This window comes from Streptomyces crystallinus (genome assembly GCF_039521265.1).
Classification (GTDB): domain Bacteria; phylum Actinomycetota; class Actinomycetes; order Streptomycetales; family Streptomycetaceae; genus Streptomyces; species Streptomyces crystallinus.
In genome coordinates, this window is record NZ_BAAACA010000001.1 from 82,633 (window position 1) to 101,924 (window position 19,292).

General features: G+C 71.7%; 17 protein-coding genes. 13 read left to right on the forward strand and 4 right to left on the reverse strand.

Features of this window, described 5'->3' with window-relative positions; translation table 11 throughout:
* Nucleotides 1–83 precede the first annotated feature (83 nt).
* Nucleotides 84–1,019 carry a sigma-70 family RNA polymerase sigma factor gene (locus ABD236_RS00360; protein WP_344068208.1) on the reverse strand — a complete coding sequence of 312 codons (936 nt, stop codon included), beginning with the start codon at nt 1,017–1,019 and terminating at the stop codon, nt 84–86.
* 239 nt (nt 1,020–1,258) lie between these two features.
* On the opposite strand from ABD236_RS00360, the gene ABD236_RS00365 reads away from it, so the two are divergent.
* From ABD236_RS00365 to ABD236_RS00375, 3 genes are all read left to right on the forward strand, one after another.
* Nucleotides 1,259–3,448 carry an MMPL family transporter gene (locus ABD236_RS00365; RefSeq protein WP_344068211.1) on the forward strand — a complete coding sequence of 730 codons (2,190 nt, stop codon included), beginning with the start codon at nt 1,259–1,261 and terminating at the stop codon, nt 3,446–3,448.
* A 175-nt stretch (nt 3,449–3,623) separates the two neighbouring features.
* Complete coding sequence (locus ABD236_RS00370) at nt 3,624–4,385, forward strand: SDR family oxidoreductase (protein WP_344068214.1); 762 nt, start codon at nt 3,624–3,626, stop codon at nt 4,383–4,385.
* 164 nt (nt 4,386–4,549) lie between these two features.
* On the forward strand, nt 4,550–5,422 hold the full coding sequence (locus tag ABD236_RS00375; protein ID WP_344068217.1) for a sigma-70 family RNA polymerase sigma factor: 873 nt from the start codon (nt 4,550–4,552) through the stop codon (nt 5,420–5,422).
* A gap of 221 nt (nt 5,423–5,643) precedes the next feature.
* On the opposite strand, the gene ABD236_RS00380 is transcribed toward ABD236_RS00375, so the two are convergent.
* From ABD236_RS00380 to ABD236_RS00390, 3 genes are all read right to left on the reverse strand, one after another.
* Entirely contained in the window at nt 5,644–6,396 is a 753-nt protein-coding gene (locus ABD236_RS00380; RefSeq protein WP_344068220.1) for a gamma-glutamyl-gamma-aminobutyrate hydrolase family protein, read from the reverse strand.
* Nucleotides 6,397–6,414: 18 nt separating this feature from the next.
* Complete coding sequence (locus ABD236_RS00385; RefSeq protein WP_344068223.1) at nt 6,415–7,242, reverse strand: NAD(P)H-binding protein; 828 nt, start codon at nt 7,240–7,242, stop codon at nt 6,415–6,417.
* Between the two features lie 305 nt (nt 7,243–7,547).
* On the reverse strand, nt 7,548–8,003 hold the full coding sequence (locus ABD236_RS00390) for a VOC family protein (RefSeq protein ID WP_344068225.1): 456 nt from the start codon (nt 8,001–8,003) through the stop codon (nt 7,548–7,550).
* 509 nt (nt 8,004–8,512) lie between these two features.
* Between ABD236_RS00390 and ABD236_RS00395 the strand changes: the two genes are divergently transcribed.
* The 10 genes from ABD236_RS00395 (at nt 8,513) to ABD236_RS00440 (ending at nt 19,194) form a co-directional block, all read left to right on the forward strand.
* On the forward strand, nt 8,513–10,018 hold the full coding sequence (locus tag ABD236_RS00395; RefSeq protein ID WP_344068228.1) for an FAD-dependent monooxygenase: 1,506 nt from the start codon (nt 8,513–8,515) through the stop codon (nt 10,016–10,018).
* A 40-nt stretch (nt 10,019–10,058) separates the two neighbouring features.
* Complete coding sequence (locus tag ABD236_RS00400; RefSeq protein WP_344068231.1) at nt 10,059–10,427, forward strand: antibiotic biosynthesis monooxygenase family protein; 369 nt, start codon at nt 10,059–10,061, stop codon at nt 10,425–10,427.
* Nucleotides 10,428–10,980: 553 nt separating this feature from the next.
* The gene (locus tag ABD236_RS00405) at nt 10,981–12,036 is read left to right on the forward strand and encodes a ParB/RepB/Spo0J family partition protein (protein ID WP_344068234.1); all 1,056 of its coding nucleotides are present in this window, start codon (nt 10,981–10,983) and stop codon (nt 12,034–12,036) included.
* Nucleotides 12,037–12,287: 251 nt separating this feature from the next.
* Nucleotides 12,288–13,430 carry an inositol-3-phosphate synthase gene (locus ABD236_RS00410; protein WP_344068738.1) on the forward strand — a complete coding sequence of 381 codons (1,143 nt, stop codon included), beginning with the start codon at nt 12,288–12,290 and terminating at the stop codon, nt 13,428–13,430.
* A complete protein-coding gene (locus ABD236_RS00415; protein ID WP_344068237.1) occupies nt 13,427–14,311 on the forward strand; it encodes an SCO3242 family prenyltransferase in 885 nt (294 codons plus the stop codon). The genes ABD236_RS00410 and ABD236_RS00415 overlap by 4 nt, the downstream gene beginning before the upstream one ends.
* Nucleotides 14,308–15,174 carry a sugar phosphate isomerase/epimerase family protein gene (locus ABD236_RS00420; protein WP_344068240.1) on the forward strand — a complete coding sequence of 289 codons (867 nt, stop codon included), beginning with the start codon at nt 14,308–14,310 and terminating at the stop codon, nt 15,172–15,174. Before ABD236_RS00415 ends, ABD236_RS00420 begins: the two co-directional genes overlap by 4 nt.
* 2 nt (nt 15,175–15,176) lie before the next feature.
* The gene (locus ABD236_RS00425) at nt 15,177–15,785 is read left to right on the forward strand and encodes an EboA domain-containing protein (protein WP_344068243.1); all 609 of its coding nucleotides are present in this window, start codon (nt 15,177–15,179) and stop codon (nt 15,783–15,785) included.
* 2 nt (nt 15,786–15,787) lie between these two features.
* Complete coding sequence (locus tag ABD236_RS00430) at nt 15,788–16,636, forward strand: TatD family hydrolase (RefSeq protein ID WP_344068246.1); 849 nt, start codon at nt 15,788–15,790, stop codon at nt 16,634–16,636.
* Nucleotides 16,637–16,639: 3 nt separating this feature from the next.
* Nucleotides 16,640–17,809, forward strand: a complete 1,170-nt coding sequence (gene eboE / locus ABD236_RS00435) for a metabolite traffic protein EboE (RefSeq protein WP_344068249.1) — start codon at nt 16,640–16,642, stop codon at nt 17,807–17,809.
* Nucleotides 17,806–19,194 carry an alkaline phosphatase family protein gene (locus ABD236_RS00440; protein WP_344068252.1) on the forward strand — a complete coding sequence of 463 codons (1,389 nt, stop codon included), beginning with the start codon at nt 17,806–17,808 and terminating at the stop codon, nt 19,192–19,194. Before eboE ends, ABD236_RS00440 begins: the two co-directional genes overlap by 4 nt.
* Nucleotides 19,195–19,292 lie beyond the last annotated feature (98 nt).

Here is a 19,292-nt window from a genome sequence, read left to right on the forward strand (position 1 = left end):
ACCGGGCCCGGTGCCCGGTGGCGCGCCGCGGTTGTCCCGGACGTCACCTCATATGCCGCCGCCGCAGGCGCGGTCGGCGCTCCTCACTCGCCCAGGATGGTCAGATCCGTCCGGCTGAGGCGGTCGGGGGCGGCCCGCATGTCGATGCCGGTGATCCGCTCGTCCACGATCGTGAAGCCGAAGACCACCCTCGGCCGGCCGCGCGGCGCCCACACCGCGCCCACCGACCCGTCCACCAGGGCCAGTCGGGCGTGCCGGGCCCGCCCCGAGAACGTCCGCGCCACCGAGCTCGCGCCCCGCACCTCCGTCGGCGAGCCCGCCGCCACCGCCTCCGGGTCGGCGTGCAGCACCACGTCCGGGTCGAGCATCGCGATCAGGGTGTCGAAGTCGCCGCCGCGCGAGGCGGTCAGGAACGAGTCCACTATCCGGCGCAGCCGGTCGGGCCGGTCGTCGGGCAGCGGGTCCACGCTCTGCACCCGCACCCGGGCCCGGCCCGCGAGCTCACACGCCGCCCGCGGGCCGCCGACGCCGACGATGGGCGCGATCTCCTCGTACGGCAGACCGAAGAGGTCGTGCAGCACGAACGCCATCCGCTCGGCCGGGTCCAGCGTCTCCAGCACCACCAGCAGGGCCAGGCCCACCGAGTCCGCCAGCAACTCCTCGTGTGCCGGCCCCATCCGGGCCAGGTCCGCAGCCACCGCGTCCGGCACCGGCGCCGCCAGGTCGTCCGGCGCGCGGCGCGCGGCGGGCACCCGGGGCAGCAGGGGAGCATCCGGCAGAACCGTTCCGCGGGTGCGCAGCCGGTCCAGGGAGACGTTCGCGACCACCGTCATCAACCAGGCGGGCAGCCCCCGGACACCCTCGTCCGTGGCGTCGTCACCGCTGTCGACGATCTGTAACCACGCTTCCTCGACGGCTTCGTCGGCCTCGTTCAGCGTCCCCAGCATCCGGTACGCCACGGCCCGCAGATGCGGGCGGTTCTCCTCGAAACGCCGCGCCAGCCATTCGCCGTCGTCCATCGGTCACATTCCTCCGTCGCGCTCCGTCAGTGAGTGACGAACGCGTCACGGTCACACCCTCTGGCCACGTTCCGTCATAGCAGTGACGAACAAAACCCAGCTCATGTGACAGGAAGAGGTACCCCGATCGAGTCGAGGCGATCGGGTCGTACAGGGGAGGCCCCTCGAATCAACCGGAGTTCGACCGAGCCCTGAGCGCCGCACGGCCGCGCGGGGCTCCCGACCCTTAGCGAGCAGTCATGACGACGCATCCTCCATCACCCAGGCAGTCCGTCGAGGAGCCGCCGCCCCCCGCAACGACTTCGTTCGCCCACAGGTACGCGAGGGCCGTCGTCGGCCGCCGCTCCAAGTGGGCGGTCCTCGTGCTGTGGGTGCTGCTCATCGGCGTGGGCGGATCCCTCGCGGCCAAGCTCGGTGACGTCCAGAACAACGAGGCACAGACCTGGTTGCCGAAGAACGCGCAGGCGACCAAAGCGGTGAAGATCGCCGAGGACTACTTCGCGGACAAGGGCCGCCTCGGCGCGGTCGTCGTCTACGCGCGCGAGGACGGCCTCACCGACGCCGACCTGGCGAAGATCAACAGCGACCGCGGCCAGTTCGTCACGGACAAGCTCGCGGCGGCGGCGATCCCGCCGGTCACGGTCGCCGGCGACAAGAAGGCCGCGTTCCTCAGCGTGCCCATCAAGTCGGACAAGAGCGACAACAAGGTCCTGGGTGACGGGGTGAAGGACGTCCGCAAGGCCGCCCAGAAGAACGCGCCGGACGGCCTCGACGTCAAGATCGCGGGCCCGGCCGGCAGCATCGCCGACTTCATCGATGTCTACTCCGGCATGGACGGCGCGCTGATGGGCGCCACGATCGGACTCGTCGCGATCTTCCTGCTGTTCACCTACCGCAGCCCCATCCTCTGGCTGATCCCGCTGATCTCGGTCTTCCTGGCCAGCCAGGTCGCCAGCGCGGTCGTCTACCTCCTCGCCAAACACGCCGGGCTCACGGTCAACGGGCAGAGCGCCTATGTACTCATCGTCCTCGTCCTGGGCGTCGGTACGGACTACGCGCTGCTGCTGATCGCGCGCTATCGCGAGGAGCTCCATCGCCACGAGGACAAGCACGAGGCGATGGAGTACGCGCTGCGCCGCTGCCTGCCCGCGATCACGGCCTCCGCGGCGACCGTGGGCATCGCCACCATCTGCCTGGTGTTCGGCTCCATGAACTCCACCCGGGGCCTCGGCCCGGTCGTCGCCCTCGGTGTCGTCATCGTCTACTTCGCCATGACCACGCTGCTGCCCGCGTTCCTGGTGATCCTGGGCCGCTGGGTGTTCTGGCCGTTCACCCCGCGCTACTCGGCGCAGTACGTGGACGCGGCCGTCGAGAAGGAGCACGGCTTCTGGGCCAGGATCTCCGGCTTCGTCGGCCGCAGGCCGCGCCCGATCTGGATCGGTACGGTCGTCGTCCTCGGCGCGCTGGCGTTCGGCGCGATGTCGCTGTCCACCGGACAGACCCAGGCCGAGCAGTTCACCAAGAAGGTCGACTCGGTGGCGGGCCAGGAGCTGCTGTCCCAGCACTTCCCGGCCGGCTCCTCCGCTCCCGCCGACGTCTACGTCAAGGACGCGGGCGCGGCCACCGCGCTCTCCACCGTCCAGGGCGTGCCCGGTGTCACCAGCGCCACCTCGGTGGAGTCCAAGAACGGCTGGACGCACATCGAGTCCGTCCTGAAGAACGCGCCGGACACCCAGGCCGCCCGGCAGACGGTCGACCGGATGCGCGACGCGCTCGACCGCGCCTCCGGTGAGGCCCAGGACGCGGTGGTCGGCGGGCAGACCGCGATCGCGCTCGACACCTCCGACGCCCAGGGCAAGGAGGAGAAGGTACTGATCCCGCTCATCCTCGCGGTGGTCCTGATCATGCTGATCATCCTGCTGCGGGCCCTGGTGGCGCCGCTGGTGCTGCTGCTGTCGGTGGTGCTGTCGTACACCGCCGCCGTGGGCGCCGCCGCGCTGCTCTTCCACGCCGTCGGGTATCCGCGGATCGACCGGGGGCTGCTGCTGTTCGGCTTCCTGTTCCTGGTCGCGCTCGGTGTCGACTACACCATCTTCCTGATGACCCGGGCCCGCGAGGAGGTCGGCAAGCGCGGCCACCGCGACGGCATCCTCACCAGCCTCACCGTCACCGGTGGTGTGATCACCTCGGCGGGCCTCGTCCTCGCCGCCACCTTCAGCGTCCTTGCGGCGATCCCGACCGTGGCCTCGCTCCAGCAGGGCCTGCTGGTGGCGGTCGGCATCCTGCTGGACACGTTCATCGTCCGCAGCCTGCTGATCCCGGCGCTCGCGCTGGAGCTCGGCCCGAAGTTCTGGCGCCCGGGCCGTCCCGAGCGCGACGAGGCGGACCTGCCGGTCAGCGCGCGCACCGAATCGGCGCGCCTGGGCTGACCCCGTACGTACGACGGGCGCACCGGCTCGTAGGTGCGGTCCTCGATCGCGGGCGCGTCGCTTCCTTGGGGGAGCGACGCGCCCGTGCGCGTGTCCGGGGCCGGTCCGGAACCGGGACGTCACACTTTCTGGGGCCGGCTCGTCAAGGTGGCGACACTTCGACGAAGGAGGAGCCATGACGTCGCCCATCCTGGTGACCGGCGGCACGGGCACGCTGGGACGACTGGTCGTCTCCCGGCTGCGGGACGCCGGCGCCGACGTCCGGGTGCTCAGCAGGAAGAGCCGTCCGGCCGAGCACGGCGTCACGTATGTGACCGGCGACCTGGCCAAGGACCAGGGCATCGGCCCGGCGGTCGAGGGCGTGCGGACGGTCGTGCACTGCGCCAGCGACAAGAAGGGCGACGACGAAGCGGCCCGCAACCTGGTCCGCGCGGCCGGGGCGGCGGGCGTCGGGCACCTCGTCCACATCTCCATCGTCGGCGTCGAGGACGTCCCCTTCGGCTACTTCAAGGCGAAGCTGGCGTCCGAGCGGGTGGTCACCGGGTCCCCGGTGCCGTGGACGCTGCTGCGCGTCACCCAGTTCTACGACTTCATCCTCAACGGGGCCCAGAAGGCGAGGAAGCTGCCGCTGGTCCCGGTGCCCTCGGGCTTCCGGGTGCAGCCGATCGACCCCGAGGAGGTGGCCGACCGGCTCGCCGAACTGGCCCTGGACAAGCCGGCCGGGCGGGTGCCCGACCTGGTGGGGCCGCAGGCCACCGACGCGGTCGCGATGATCCGCGCCTACCTCAAGGCCCTGCACCGGGGCGCCCCGGTGATCCCGGTGCGGATGCCCGGCATGGGGAAGATCCGCGCCGGCGGGCTGCTGCCCAAGGGCCCCGACGGGTACGACACGGCCCGGGTGACCTGGGAGGAGTTCCTGGCCGCCAAGCTCGGCTGATCGGCCGAGGCGGCGGTCCCCTCACCCGGCAGATCCGCCCGGAAGACAATTTCATAGGAAATAACCGAACTGGATACTGAACATCCAAGATCTGAACGTGATGTGACTTGTCCCATAGGCTGGGTTTCGCGTTGTGTGACGGGCCCGGTGGAGGAATGTGACCCATGGACGAGACCGAACGGCTGGCGGAGCGTTTCGAGACGTACCGCCCTCATCTACGGGCGGTCGCCTACCGGATGCTGGGCCAGCTGAGCGAGGCCGAGGACGCCGTGCAGGAGTCCTGGTTCCGGCTCAGCCGCTCCGACGTGAGCGCGGTGGAGAACCTGGGCGGCTGGCTGACGACGGTCGTCGCCCGCGTCTGTCTGGACATGCTGCGCTCAAGGGAGTCGCGGCGCGAGGACCTGCTGGGCGAGCGGCCGCCGCCCGTCCACCACGGCGTGCACGAGGGCGCCGACCCCGAGCAGGAGGCGGTGCTGGTCGACTCGGTCGGCCCGGCGCTGCTGGTGGTGCTCGACACGCTCTCCCCGGCCGAGCGGCTCGCCTTTGTGCTGCACGACATGTTCGCCGTCCCCTTCGACGACATCGCCCCGGTCGTGGGGCGCTCCACCATCGCCACCCGGCAGCTGGCCAGCCGGGCGCGCCGCCGGGTGCAGGGCGCCGAGGCCGCGCCCACCGCGGACCGCGGGCGCCAGCGGCAGATCGTGGACGCCTTCCTCGCCGCCTCGCGCGGCGGCCGGTTCGACGAACTGCTCGCCCTGCTCGACCCGGAGGTCGTCGTCCGCGTCGACGGCGCCGCGCTGGCGATGGGCGCGAGCGGCGCCCTGGGCTCCCAGGCGGTCGCCAAGACGTTCTCGGGCCGGGCGCAGGTCGCCCAACTGGCGCTGGTGGACGGGGCCCCGGGCATGGTCTGGGCGCCGAACGGCAGTGTGAAGGTGGTGTTCGACTTCATCGTCGTGGACGGGCGGATCGCCGCGATCGACATGCTGGCCGACCCGGAGCAGCTGGACGAGATGGACGTGAAGATCCTCGCGGAGTAGCCCTGAGCGCCCTGGACGCGGTGGCGGCAAGGGAGCGGGAGGAGCACGAAACCGGGAGCGCGCCCCGTTTTCGTGGGTGTGCACCTCCCGGAACACCCGTCCGGGCCACCCACTCCATGCAACACCAAGAGGCGCAGCGCGGCCATCGGGCCGTGCTGCGCCTCTGCTGTTCCTTGAGCGGACCCCGAGCCGGTACGGACCGGCCGCGCCCCGGCCGCGTACTAGCCGCGCCGGACCGCCATCCGCCGGCGGGCCGCGTCCGCCAGCGCCGTGAACGGGCTGTCGTCGTCGGACTCCTCGGCGTGCCACTGCACTCCGACCGCGAACGGGTGGCCGTCGACCTCGATGGCCTCGACCGTGTTGTCCTCGGACCAGGCGGTCACCGTCAGACCCTCGCCGACCTGGTCGATGACCTGGTGGTGGTGGCAGGGCACGACGTCCTTCTTGAGGAAGTCGGCAATGAGGCTGCCCGGTTCGAGCCGCACCTTCTGCTGGCCGTACTCCTTGCCGCCGGGGGAGTGGTTGTCGTGGCCGACGACGTCCGGCAGATGCTGCTGGAGCGTGCCGCCGCGCAGGATGTTGATCAGCTGCTCACCGCGGCAGATGCCGAGCGTGGGCAGCTTGTCCTCCAACGCGGCCTCGATCAGAGCGAGTTCGGCCCGGTCGCGGGTGGTGTCGTTCCAACCGGTCTTCTCGTGCTTGTCCTGTCCGTACAGCGCCGGGTCCGCGTCGGGACCCGCGAGCAGCAGCAGACCGTCGAGCCCGTCGATGGTCTGCTCCACGCCGGGCTGCGGAGCCAGCAGCACCGGTATGCAGCCGGCGTCGGCGACCTTCTGGACGAACGTCTGCGGTACGAACGTCGCGTCCATCTCGAAGATCGCGAACTTGATCTGGGTCACGACGGCCGTGATGCCGATGATGGGCCGGCGCGTACGGTCCAGCGAGCTCAGGGTCTCGTTGACGGCGGAATGCACAGTGCACCTCACAAAGTGTCAGAGCTGGAGTGCGGAGCGGAACTCCGCCTCGTGGTGGGTGATCCACTCGGCGTACGTGTAGGCGGGCCGTCCGGTGACGACGTCGACGGTGGGCAGCACTTCGGCGTCCGCCCCCTGCAACCGCTCGCGCCGGTCGAGGAGTTGGTCGGCCACGAACCCGGAGAGGTAGTGGACCATCTGGGCGCGGACGCGGTCGCGCGGCACCTCCTGGAAGCGGACGGGGATGCCGAGCGCGGCACCGAGCATGCGCACCCGCTCCTCCTGGCTCAGCGACTGGGGCCCGGTGATCGCGTGGATCCTGCCGGATTCCGCCGCGAGCAGGGACTTCACCGCGACCGCCGCGATGTCGCGCTCATGGATCGGCGCCATCGCGGAACTTCCGTACACACCGTGGACCACTCCGTCTTCGGCGATCTGGGGTATCCAGAGGAGATCGTTGGACATGAACGCGCTCGGCCGCAGGAACGTCCACGACATTCCCGACTCGACGACTGCCTTCTCGCACGCGATGTGCGGCTCTTCGGCAGCATAGGTGACCGCCTCGGAAGACAGCATGACCACATGTTGCACCCCGGCTCGCGCGATGGCGTCGACCGCTCCCCGGAGCTCGCCGAACACCGGCCAGAGGTAGAGGCGGTCGACCCCGCGCAGCGCCGGGGCCAGGGTTTCGGGCCGGCTCAGGTCGGCCGCCAGGACCTCCACCTCGCTCGGCAGGGCGCACTTGGCGGGGTCGCGTGCGATGGCCCGCACCTGCTCCCCCGATTTCAGCAGCTCGTCGACGATGTTTCTGCCGACGTTCCCGGTCGCGCCGGTAACCAAGATCATGTCTTTTCTCCCGTGGTCAAGGGGGGACGGACGTGCGACGGATGTCCTGCAATTTCGCGAAGGCGATACAAGCGGCACGGATAATCCGGGCAGGTGGGGGAGTGCGCTCGAAGGGAAGGGGCAGCGGGGCGCCGCCCGGTTGTCCCTCGGGCGGGCGGATGCGGCGAAATAAGTAACTGACCGGTAGGTACGGGGATAAGTGACCGACTGGTAAGTAGGGAGAGGGAAACAAAGGTGCTGTCGCAGTAAGCGTCGGCCATGAGGCGGCGGTGCCCCATGGCCGACGGTGAAGCGGGGGAGTGCGGTTACTTGACCTTGCTCTCGGAGAGGTTGATCCGCCAGGAGACGCCGAAGCGGTCGTTGACCCAGGCGAACTTCGCGCTGAACCCGTAGGTGCCGACCGGCATGATCACCTCACCCTTCTCGGAGAGGCCCTGGAAGACCCGGTCGAACTCCTCGTCCGAGTCGCACTGCACGTACACCGCCATGGCCGGGGAGAACGAGTAAGTGTCCCAAGGGGCGTGGTCGGAGCCCCGGGCGCCGTCCGGTGGGATGTTGATGCACATGAACTGCTGGCCGGCCAGGGTGAAGACCGCGTGCTGAAGGGTCCCCTCCACCCAGCCCGGCTCACCGGCCCGGGCGCGAATGGTGTTGATCACCTCTGAGTCGTCGAAGAGGGACGTGTAGAACGTCACCGCCTCCTCGGCATCCTGCGGGAACGCCAGAAAAACCGTGAGCTTCTGCGTGACTGCGGAGGACATCGCTCTCCTTATTAAGTCTGGTGTTCTGCGTGGATCACCCTTCCAACATCCAATTCACCCAGTCAAGAGGGCAACCGCGGAAAGTCGATGTCGAGCGGTGAATTGGATCTTGTTGTCCCGCCGTGGCCCCGAAGCCATCCGGAACAAGGGACTTCGGTCTCTTGAATGCCTCATTCCTATTCTGTTTTATCGATCATTTCCGCGCGACGGAAAATGATCACCGTGGAAGAGGTGGGAGGCATTTCCATAAGCCTTGCCCAAGTGATGGATGGGTTCCGGGAAAAGATCATGAAAAACAGCAGGACCCATTCCCCTTGACGCCCCTGATCGACGGGTTGCAGACTTCTTCGGCGGCCCGAAAGGTCTTTTCCGTGAGCCGTTGAGCATGATCACATTCAGTGCTCCGTTTTCGATCTCGATAGGCCGGTTGAGCGGTATCGAGAGGCGTCGCGAGTTGATTCCCGAAGTGCTGAATTCGATCTCGCATATCTCACCCAGGAGGGCGAAGAATGGGAACTGGCGTGATCATTGCCGGTGCCGGACCCGTCGGGCTGATGCTGGCCGGCGAACTCCGGCTGAACGGCGTCGACGTCGTCGTCTACGAGCAGAGAGCCACCCCCAGCGGTGAGTCGCGCGGGGTCGGCTTCACCCGGCGTGCCGCCGAGGTGTTCCACCAGCGCGGACTGCTGGCCCGCTTCGGTGACATCGAGATCGGCAACGAGGGCCACTTCGGCGGGGTGCGCATCGACTTCACCGCCCTGGAGGACAACCACTTCGGCATCCGCGGTGTGCCGCAGTACCGCATCGAGGAGATCCTGGAGGCGTGGGTCACCGACCTCGGCGTGGATGTGCGCCGCGGCCACGAGGTGGTCGACTACCGGGAAGGCGCGGATGACGTCACGGTGGTCGTCGACGGGCCGGACGGCCGTGCCGAGCACACCGCCCGGTACCTGGTGGGCTGCGACGGCGGACGCTCCAGGATCCGCAAGCTGGCCGGCATCGCGTTCCCCGGCCGGGAGGCCACCCGCGGAATGTACGTGGCCGACGTCGTGGACCGCCCCGACATCAAGCCGCGCGTCATCGGCGAACGGGTCGACGGCGGCATGGTGATGGCGATCCGCCTGGAGGAGGGGGTGACTCGGATCATCATCCACCCGGCGAAGCTCACTCCCCGCGACAACAGCAAGCTGACGTTCACCGAGATCGCGGACTCCTGGCAGGAGCTCACCGGGCAGTCGCTGCACGGCGCCGAGACGAAGTGGGTGAGCGCGTTCACCAACGCCACGCGCCAAGCCGCCGAGTACCGGCGCGGCCGGATCCTGCTGTGCGGCGACTCCACCCACATCCACATCCCGGCCGGCGCCCAGGGGCTGAGCGTGGGGGTCCAGGACGCGGTGAACCTCGGCTGGAAGCTGGCCGCCACCGTCAACGGCTGGGCGCCCGAGGGTCTGCTCGACACGTACCACGCCGAGCGGCACCCGGTGGGCGAGAAGCTGCTGCGCAACACCCTCGCCCAGGCCTCCCTCTATCTCACCGGCGACGAGATGGAGCCGATGCGCCAGGTGATGCGGGAGCTGGTGCAGTCGCCGGACGCGGCGCGGCGCCTCGCCGGGCACGTCAGCGGTCTGGGTATCCGCTACGACATGGGCGGTGCCACCGGCCACCCGCTGCTCGGGCTGCGGATGCCCGACCGCGAGGTCAAGCTGGGAGACGGCTCCACCACCCGGGTGTCGGAGCTGCTGCACCCGGCGCGCGGTGTGCTGGTCGTCGCGGACGGCAGCGCCGAACCGGCCAGGCTCGCCGCCGGCTGGTCCGACCGGATCGACATCGTCACCGACGCGGGCTGGTCGGACCGGGTCGACATCGTCCCGGACGGCTGGGTCCCGGCGGACACGGCCGAGGGGACGACACCGGACGCCGTCCTGCTGCGCCCCGACGGGCACGTCGCCTGGGCGTCGCCGGACGGCGGCGAACTGCTCGACGCGCTCGTCCGCTGGTTCGGCTCGCCGCGCTGACCCGGCGTCCCGTCCACCCCGCAGACCGACAGGAGATCCCGTGATCGAATTCGTGGAGGCCGACGAGACCACTCCTTATACACAGCAGCTCCAGGAGCGGACCGGCCCGGTCGTGCTCGTCAACACGTTCACCGTCCCGGAGGGCAAGGCCGAGGAGTTCCTGGCGCTCTGGCGCCGGGACGCCGCATACTTCACGCGGCAGCCCGGTTTCGTCTCCACGCAGATGCACCGGGGCATCGCCGGCAGCCGGATCCTGGTGAACGTCGCGGTCTGGCAGTCCGCCGCCCATCTGGCGGCGGCGCACAGCAACCCCGAGTTCCACCCGGGCGGTGAGGGCTACCCGAAGGGGTGCACCGTATCGCCCCATCTGTACGAGAAGGTCGCGGTCGAGGGCATCTGCTCCGACTGAGGCAGCGCAGGCCCGGGGGCCCGTCACGCCGGTGTGACGGGTTCCGGGTCTGTTCTCGGCCAATAAACCGGCCAACTTCACGCCACCGGGCTGGAGTTGCCCCGACGCTCGGCCCGGGAAGTGCGACCGGCGGTTACCCCGGTGGTGGGCGACCGCCTCGGGCGCATCACGAGTGCGAAGCCGATCAACGGGCCGGAATGTGCGATTCCGGCCCCTCTTCTGACGGTCCCTGACGTCCGGCGCCACTCGGTGGGCCGATTCCCCCGACTGTTCACCTTCGACGGTACAGAAGGTTGTCCGCGCTTGACGGAACCTGAACTTCCGCTCTGTCGGCCCGGCGTTTGCCCTCGTACAGCAGTGCGGTACGCACGGCTCCGGGGGCCCCTCGGGCTGCCTCGCGGGCGTCTCGCGCGCGCGTGAACGCCCTTGTCCCGCACGGGAATCCGGGCTCCGCGAACCGGCTCCGGGGTGGTTGACAAGGCCTCCCCCGTCGCCTTTCATTTCGCACACCGGAAGTGGATTCCGGTTCCGATTCATTGCGAGGGGGCGCAAAGTGAGTCTGGCCGAGCAATCGATTGACGATCAGTTACTGAAGATCCACGCGGCGGACCTCGACGAGGTCGTGACCTCCATGGTCTGGATCGAGTCGCATCCCGCCGGTGAAGTACGCATCGACTCCCTGGTGTTCGAGGACTCGCCCCGCCTCGGCGGCGCGGACGAGGACCATGTGCGCGTGCTCGCCGAGGCCGGCGACTCGCTGCCGCCGATCACCGTCCACCGCCCGTCGATGCGTGTCATCGACGGTACCCACCGGGTGCGCGCCGCGCTCCTCAACGGCCGTACGACCATCCAGGCCCGGATGGTCGACTGCGACGAGGGCGCCGCATACGTCCTCGCGGTCAAGGCCAACGTCACCCACGGTCTGCCGCTCTCGCGCTCCGACCGCTCGGTGGCCGCCGCGCGCATCATCATGACCCACCCGCAGTGGTCGGACCGGGCCGTGGCCGCGGCCGTCGGCCTCTCCGACAAGACCATCTCCCGCATCCGTTCCCGCTCCTCGGCGGACGCTCCGCAGTCGAACGCGCGCCTGGGCCGCGACGGCCGGCTGCGCCCGCTGGACAGCGGATACCGCCGCCAGCAGGCCGCCGCGATGATCCACGAGCGGCCCGACGCGGGGCTGCGCGAGGTGGCCCGGGCGACCGGCCTCTCCCCGGCCACCGTCCGGGACGTGCGCCAGCGCATCGACCGGGGCGAGGACCCCGTACCGGGCCGCTACCGCACGGCCGCGGGCCAGAGCCCGGCGCCGGGCGGGCCCGTGGTGCCCCGCCAGACGCAGCGGGCGGTGAGCGCCCGCAGCGAGCGCCGGGACGTCACCGTCGACCGGCAGAAGCTGCTCGCCAAGCTGAGCGAGGACCCCTCGCTGCGGCTCAACGAGGCCGGCCGGCGCACCCTGCGCTGGCTCCACCACTACACGGTGGAGCCGGAGGGCATGGAGACCCTCGGCCGCGGTCTGCCCGGGCACTGGGCACCCGAGGTCGCCGACCTCGCACGCAGCTGCGCCGCCGCCTGGCAGACCCTTGCCGAGCAGCTCCAGCAGCGGGCCGAGTGAGCCGGCCGGGCGCCGGCCGTGACAGCGCCGCCGAGCGCTGAGCACCGCGCACACGCACCGAGCGGCGCGGAGGGAGTGCTGGTCGCGGGCAGAGCGCCCGCGCCAGCACTCCGCCCGTTCCGCCGTGCAACTGCGGCACACCCGTATCCGTCCGTCGGCGGGCGGATCATCGATACGTTCGAACAGCTGCCCAACCAGCCGCCACTAACGTCAGGTTGGAAAGGCTTCAACGCGCTGACGTAACCAGGAGGCTGTCCGTGTCCCCTTACGCAGATACCCGCGACCAAGGCCCCCGGACGGGGGTCTGGTTCATCGGAGCCCGCGGCTCCGTCGCCACCACGGCGGTCGCCGGCTGCGCCGCCGTCGCCGCCGGGCTCCAGCCCGCCACCGGCATGGTCACCGAGACCCCCGACTTCGAGGGCGCCGGCCTCCCGGAGCTCTCGTCCTTCGTCTTCGGCGGCCATGACACCGCCGCCAGCCCGCTGCCCAAGCGGGCCGAGGAGCTGGCCGCCGGCGGCGTGCTGCCGCACGGGCTGCCCGCCGCCGTGCGCGCCGAACTCGCCGCCGCCGACGAGGAGATACGCATGGGCGGCCCGCTGCCCGGCGACACCCGCGACGACGAGGAGCTGATCGCCGCGTTCGCGGCCGACATCAGCGACTTCGCCCGCCGCACCCAGGTGGCCCGTACGGTCGTCGTCAACGTCTCCTCCACCGAGCCCGCGCCCGCCGAGGGCGACACCCGGCTGCCCGCGTCCTCGCTGTACGCCGCGGCCGCGCTGCGCGCCGGGTGCGCGTACGTCAACTTCACCCCGTCCACCGGGCTGCGCCACCCCGGCCTGGAGCAGGCGGCCCAGGCGGCCGGTGTCCCGTACGCGGGCCGCGACGGCAAGACCGGCCAGACCCTGCTCCGCGCGGTGCTCGCGCCGATGTTCCGCCAGCGCGCGCTGGCCGTACGGGCCTGGTCCGGCAGCAATCTGCTGGGCGGCGGGGACGGCGCCTCGCTCGCCGACCCGGCGGCCGCCGCGGCCAAGAACGCGGGCAAGAACCGCGTCCTGGAGGACACCCTCGGCACGCTGCCCGAGGGCGAGGTGCACATCGACGACGTGCCGGCGCTCGGCGACTGGAAGACCGCCTGGGACCACATCGTCTTCGAGGGCTTCCTCGGCTCCCGGATGGTGCTCCAGACGATCTGGCAGGGCTGCGACTCGGCGCTCGCCGCGCCCCTCGTGCTGGACCTGGCCCGTCTGACCGCCCGTGCCCATGAGGCCGGGCTGAGGGGCCCGCGCCCCGAGCTGGGCTTCTACTTCAAGGACCCGGACGGCGGCTCCTCGGCGCTCGCCGAGCAGTACGGCGCCCTGCTGGCGTTCGCCGAGCGGCTGCGGGAGGCCCGGTGAAGCCGGTGCTGCGCGACTGGGCCGAACTCCTGCGGATCTCCGCCCTGTTCACCGTGCCCGGCGACGCCCTCGCGGGGGCGGCGGCCGCCGGGCTGCGCCCCAACCGGCGCACCGCGCTCGCCGTCGGCTCCTCCCTCTGCCTGTACGAGGCGGGGATGGCCCTGAACGACTGGGCGGACCGCGAGGAGGACGCCGTCGACCGCCCGCACCGCCCGATCCCGTCCGGCCGGGTGAAGCCCGCGGCGGCCCTGGCCGCGGCGGCCGGTCTCACCGGCGCGGGCCTGGCGCTCGCCTACCGGGCGGGCCGTCCCGCCGCTCTGGTGGCGACCGCGCTCGCGGGCACGGTGTGGGCGTACGACCTGCGCCTCAAGCACACGGCGGCGGGACCGGCGGCGATGGCCGCGGCCCGCTCCCTCGACCTCCTGCTGGGCGCGACGGCCACCGGTGGCAAGGTGGCGAAGCCGTCCCTGCTCCCGGCCACGGCCCTGGGCGCGCACACCTACGCGGTGACCACCGTCTCCCGCCACGAGACGCAGGGCGGTTCGTCCGGCGCGCCGCTGGCGGCGCTGGCGGCGACCACCGTGCTGGGAGCGCTGACGGCCGGGCGTCCGCCGAGGCGCGGAAGCCGGCCCGCCCCGGGTGACCTGGCCCGCGCGGGCCTGGCCGCGGCCTATGCCGCCACCGCCGCCAAGCCCCTCTTCCACGCCGCCCTCAACCCCTCGCCCCCGCTCACCCAGCGGGCTGTCGGCGGCGGGATCAAGGCGATGATCCCGCTCCAGGCGGCGCTGGCGGCGCGGGCCGGATCCCTGCGTACCGCCGCCGCCCTGACCGGCCTCGTCCCGGTGGCCCGCACGCTCGCCCGAAAGGTCAGCCCCACATGAGCCTCCGCCTCGGCTACGGCACCAACGGCCTCACCGACCTCCGCCTCGACGACGCCCTCGGGCTGCTGGCGGACCTCGGGTACGAGGGCGTCGGGCTGACCCTGGACCATATGCACCTCGACCCGCTCGCCCCCGAACTCGCCGCCCGCACCCGCCGGGTGGCCGACCGCCTCGGCGAGCTCGGCCTCGGCGTGACCGTGGAGACGGGCGCCCGGTACGTACTCGACCCCCGGCGCAAGCACGGCCCCTCCCTGCTCGACCCGGACCCGGAGGCCCGCGCCCGCCGCACCGCCCTGCTCGTCACGGCCGTCCGCGTCGCCGCCGACCTCGGCGCGCACGCCGTGCACTGCTTCAGCGGCATCACCCCCGAGGGCACCGACGACGACACCGCCTGGAAGCTGCTCGGCGAGGCGCTCGGCCCGGTGCTCGACGCGGCTGCGCAGACGGGCGTTCCGCTGGCGATCGAACCCGAGCCCGGCCATCTCCTCGCCACCCTCGCCGACTTCCACCGCCTGCGTGAGCAGCTGGGCGACCCGGAGCCGCTGGGGCTGACCCTGGACATCGGGCACTGCCAGTGCCTGGAGCCGCGCTCGCCCGCCGAGTGCGTGCGCGCCGCCGCGCCCTGGCTGCGGCACGTCCAGATCGAGGACATGCGGCGCGGGGTGCACGAGCACCTGCCGTTCGGGGACGGCGAGATCGACTTCCCGCCGGTCCTGGAGGCGCTGGCCGCCACCGGCTACCGCGGACTCACCGTCGTCGAGCTGCCCCGCCACTCGCACGCGGGCCCCGAACAGGCCCGCCGTTCCCTGGAGTTCCTGCGCCCGCTCGTCGCGGGTGCCGCCGCGCCCCTGAAGGGAGCCTAGCCGTGATACCTCGTGCGGAGCTCGACGCCCGCTTGGGCGGCGCCGCCCGTGCCTGGCTCGACGAGGCGCTCGCCGAGGCGGCGCACACCGCCGCCCGCCCGTCCGCCGGGTACGGCACCGCCCCCTGGGAGCTGCGGTTCGCCTCGGCCGGGCGCCACCTCGGCGCCGACGTCCTCGACGACGCCCGCGTCCTGCTGCTGGTCACCGCCCGGGTGGACGCGCCCACCGCGACCCGGATCTACCAGCAGGGCACCGCCGCCGAGCGCCGCGCCGTCCTGCTCGCGCTGGCGGACCTCGGCATCGAGCCGTCCGCCGGGGTGCCGCTGGTCGAGGACGCGCTGCGCGCCAACGACACCCGTCTGGTGGCGGCGGCCGTGGGCCCCTACGCGGCGGCCCACCTGGACCCGCACGCCTGGCGGCACGCCGTACTGAAGTGCCTGTTCACCGCCGTGTCCGTGGACGCCGTCGCCTCCTTGCGGGAGCGCGCCCACGGTGATGCGGAACTCGCCCGGATGCTCGGCGACTACGCGAAGGAACGTATCGCCGCCGGCCGCCCCGTCCCCGACGACCTGCACCGCGTACTGGCCCTCACCGGGGCCGAGGAGTCCTGACCATGCGTATCTTCGACCCGCACATCCATATGACGTCCCGCACCACCGACGACTACGAGGCCATGTACGCGGCGGGCGTGCGGGCGGTGGTGGAGCCCGCCTTCTGGCTGGGCCAGCCGCGCACCTCGCCCGCCAGCTTCTTCGACTACTTCGACGCGCTGCTCGGCTGGGAGCCGTTCCGGGCGGCCCAGTACGGCATAGCCCACCACTGCACCATCGCCCTCAACCCCAAGGAGGCGAACGACCCGCGCTGTACGCCCGTCCTCGACGAGCTGCCGCGCTATCTGGTCAAGGACGGCGTGGTGGCGGTCGGCGAGATCGGCTACGACTCGATGACCCCCGCCGAGGACCACGCGCTCGCCGCCCAGCTCCAGCTCGCCGCCGAGCACGGGCTGCCCGCCATGGTGCACACCCCGCACCGCGACAAGCTCACCGGGCTGCGCCGCACGATCGACGTCGTACGGGAGTCGGCGCTCGCCCCCGACCGGGTGCTGCTCGACCACCTCAACGAGACGACGGTGCGCGAGGCCAAGGACAGCGGCGCCTGGCTCGGCTTCTCCGTCTATCCGGACACCAAGATGGACGAGGACCGGATGGTCGCCGTCCTCGACGAGTACGGCCCGGAGAAGGTGCTGGTCAACTCGGCCGCGGACTGGGGCAAGAGCGATCCGCTGAAGACCCGCAAGGTCGCCGACGCCATGCTGAAGGCCGGGTTCGACGAGGACGCGGTGGACCTGGTGCTGTGGCGCAATCCCGTCGCCTTCTACGGGCTCAGCGGCCGGCTGGACCTGGATCTGACGGCGCCCGGGGCGCTTCACGAGGGCAACTCCATCCTGCGCGGCGGCGAGTAGCCGATGCGACTGCGCCATCCCGACGGCTCCACTGTCCACCTCGCGTACTGCACCAACGTCCACCCCGCCGAGACCCTCGACGGCGTCCTCGCCCAGCTGCGCGACCACTGCGAGCCGGTGCGCCGGCGCCTGGGCGCCGACCGGCTCGGCATCGGCCTGTGGCTGGCCCGGGGCGCGGCCCAGGAGCTGAGCGCCGACCCGGCCGCGCTGCGCGGTCTGCGCGCCGAGCTCGACGGACGCGGCCTGGAGGTCGTCACCCTCAACGGCTTCCCGTACGAGGGGTTCGGCGCCGAGGAGGTCAAGTACCGCGTCTACAAGCCGGACTGGACCGATCCGGAACGCCTGGAGCACACGGCCGACCTGGCCCGCCTCCTCGCCGCGCTGCTCCCCGACGACGTCACCGAGGGCACCATCTCCACCCTCCCGCTCGCCTGGCGCACCGGCTTCGACGAGGCGGCGCGCCAGACGGCGCACTCTGCGCTCCGCGCGCTCGCGGGGCGCCTGGACGCGCTGGAGGAGGCGACCGGGAAGTCGATCCGGATCGGTCTGGAGCCGGAGCCCGGCTGCACCGTCGAGACCACCGCCGACGCGATCGCCCCGCTGACCGCGATCGGCTCGCCGCGCATCGGCGTCTGCGTCGACACCTGCCATCTGGCCACCTCCTTCGAGGACCCGTCCGCCGCGCTCGGCGCGCTGGCCGCCGCCGGGATCGCCGTCCCCAAGGTCCAGCTGTCGGCCGCGCTGCACGCCGAGCACCCGGACCGGCCCGACGTGCGCGCCGCGCTCGCCGAGTTCGCCGAACCGCGCTTCCTGCACCAGACCCGCACCACCGGCGACGCCGGGCTGCTCGGCACCGACGACCTCGACGAGGCGCTGGCCGGGCGGGCCCTGCCGGACACCGCGCCCTGGCGCGCGCACTTCCACGTACCGCTGCACGCGCGGCCCGCGGCGCCGCTGACCTCCACCGTGCCGGTGCTGCGCGAGGTGCTCGCCCAGCTGGTCGGCGGCCCGGTCGCGCGCACCCGGCACCTGGAGGTCGAGACGTACACCTGGCAGGCCCTGCCCGCCGAGCTGCGCCCGCGCGACCGGGACCAGCTCGCCGACGGGATCGCCGCCGAACTCGCGCTCGCCAAGGACCTGCTGACCGACCTCGGCCTCAAGGAACTGCCATGACCGACGCCCCCGCACCCACTCCGCTGCTCGTCCTGGACGTCGTCGGTCTGACCCCCAAGCTGCTCGACCACATGCCCCGCCTCAAGGAGCTGAGCCGCTCCGGCTCCCGGGCCCGGCTCGGCACCGTGCTCCCCGCCGTGACCTGCGCGGCCCAGTCCACCTTCCTGACCGGCACGCTCCCCGCCGAGCACGGCGTCGTCGGCAACGGCTGGTACTTCCGCGACCTCGGCGAGGTCCTGCTGTGGCGCCAGCACAACGGCCTGGTCGAGGGCGACAAGCTGTGGGACGCGGCCCGCCGCGCCCACCCCGGCTACACCGTCGCCAACATCTGCTGGTGGTACGCGATGGGCGCGGACACCGACATCACCGTCACCCCGCGCCCCGTCTACTACGCCGACGGCCGCAAGGAGCCCGACTGCTACACCTGGCCCCCGGCGCTCCACGACGAACTCCACGACAAGCTCGGCACGTTCCCCCTCTTCAACTTCTGGGGGCCCGGCGCGAACATCGTCTCCTCGCGGTGGATCGTCGACGCCACCCGCCACATCCTGGCCACCCGCGACCCCGACCTGGCGCTCTGCTATCTGCCGCACCTGGACTACGACCTCCAGCGGTACGGGCCCGACGACCCCCGCTCCTACCGCGCGGCCGCCGACCTCGACTCGGCCATGGCACCGCTGCTCGACGACGCCGAGGCGGCCGGGCGCACGGTGGTGGCCCTGTCGGAGTACGGCATCACCCGGGTCAGCCGGCCCGTGGACATCAACCGCGCGCTGCGCCGCGCCGGACTCCTGGAAGTCCACACCCAGGACGGCATGGAGTACCTGGACCCGATGGCGTCCCGCGCCTTCGCGGTCGCCGACCACCAGCTCGCCCACATCTACGTCCGCCGGCCCGAGGACCTCGACGCCACCCGGGAGGCCCTCGCGGACGTGGCCGGAATCGAGCAACTCCTCGACGACGAGGGCAAGAAGGCCTTCGGCCTCGACCACCCGCGCTCGGGCGAGCTGGTCGCGGTCGCGGAGCCGGACGCCTGGTTCACGTACTACTACTGGCTGGATGACGCCCGCGCCCCGGACTTCGCCCAGCTCGTGGAGATCCACCGCAAGCCCGGCTACGACCCGGTCGAGCTGTTCATGGACCCCCTCGACCCGTATGTGAAGGTCAAGGCCGCCAAAGCGCTGGCCCGCAAGAAACTCGGCATGCGCTACCGGATGGCGGTCGTCCCCCTCGACCCGTCGCCGGTGCGGGGCAGCCACGGGCGGCTGCCCGACGACCCGCGGGACGGGCCGCTGCTGCTGTGCTCGGCTCCGGACGCGGTGGGCGAGGAGGTGGCGGCCACCGAGGTGAAGGGGCTGCTCCTCAAGCTGGCGGGGCTGGCCTAGCCCTGGGGCGTGCGTACTCCTTGTGCGCAGGTACGGAGAAGCTCCTGGCGGAAACGATCCGCCAGGAGCTTCTTTCGGCAGTGCGACCGGTTCGGGGC

What these genes read in the sequence shown, in the direction of transcription:
- ABD236_RS00390 (WP_344068225.1), bottom strand. Translation starts at nt 8,003, where the DNA reads ATGTCCTCCGCAGTCACGCAGAAGCTCACGGTTTTTCTGGCGTTCCCG.
- ABD236_RS00430 (WP_344068246.1), top strand. Translation starts at nt 15,788, where the DNA reads ATGCGTATCTTCGACCCGCACATCCATATGACGTCCCGCACCACCGAC.
- ABD236_RS00440 (WP_344068252.1), top strand. Translation starts at nt 17,806, where the DNA reads ATGACCGACGCCCCCGCACCCACTCCGCTGCTCGTCCTGGACGTCGTC.
- ABD236_RS00365 (WP_344068211.1), top strand. Translation starts at nt 1,259, where the DNA reads ATGACGACGCATCCTCCATCACCCAGGCAGTCCGTCGAGGAGCCGCCG.
- ABD236_RS00385 (WP_344068223.1), bottom strand. Translation starts at nt 7,242, where the DNA reads ATGATCTTGGTTACCGGCGCGACCGGGAACGTCGGCAGAAACATCGTC.
- ABD236_RS00395 (WP_344068228.1), top strand. Translation starts at nt 8,513, where the DNA reads ATGGGAACTGGCGTGATCATTGCCGGTGCCGGACCCGTCGGGCTGATG.
- ABD236_RS00420 (WP_344068240.1), top strand. Translation starts at nt 14,308, where the DNA reads ATGAGCCTCCGCCTCGGCTACGGCACCAACGGCCTCACCGACCTCCGC.
- ABD236_RS00360 (WP_344068208.1), bottom strand. Translation starts at nt 1,019, where the DNA reads ATGGACGACGGCGAATGGCTGGCGCGGCGTTTCGAGGAGAACCGCCCG.
- eboE (WP_344068249.1), top strand. Translation starts at nt 16,640, where the DNA reads ATGCGACTGCGCCATCCCGACGGCTCCACTGTCCACCTCGCGTACTGC.
- ABD236_RS00375 (WP_344068217.1), top strand. Translation starts at nt 4,550, where the DNA reads ATGGACGAGACCGAACGGCTGGCGGAGCGTTTCGAGACGTACCGCCCT.
- ABD236_RS00370 (WP_344068214.1), top strand. Translation starts at nt 3,624, where the DNA reads ATGACGTCGCCCATCCTGGTGACCGGCGGCACGGGCACGCTGGGACGA.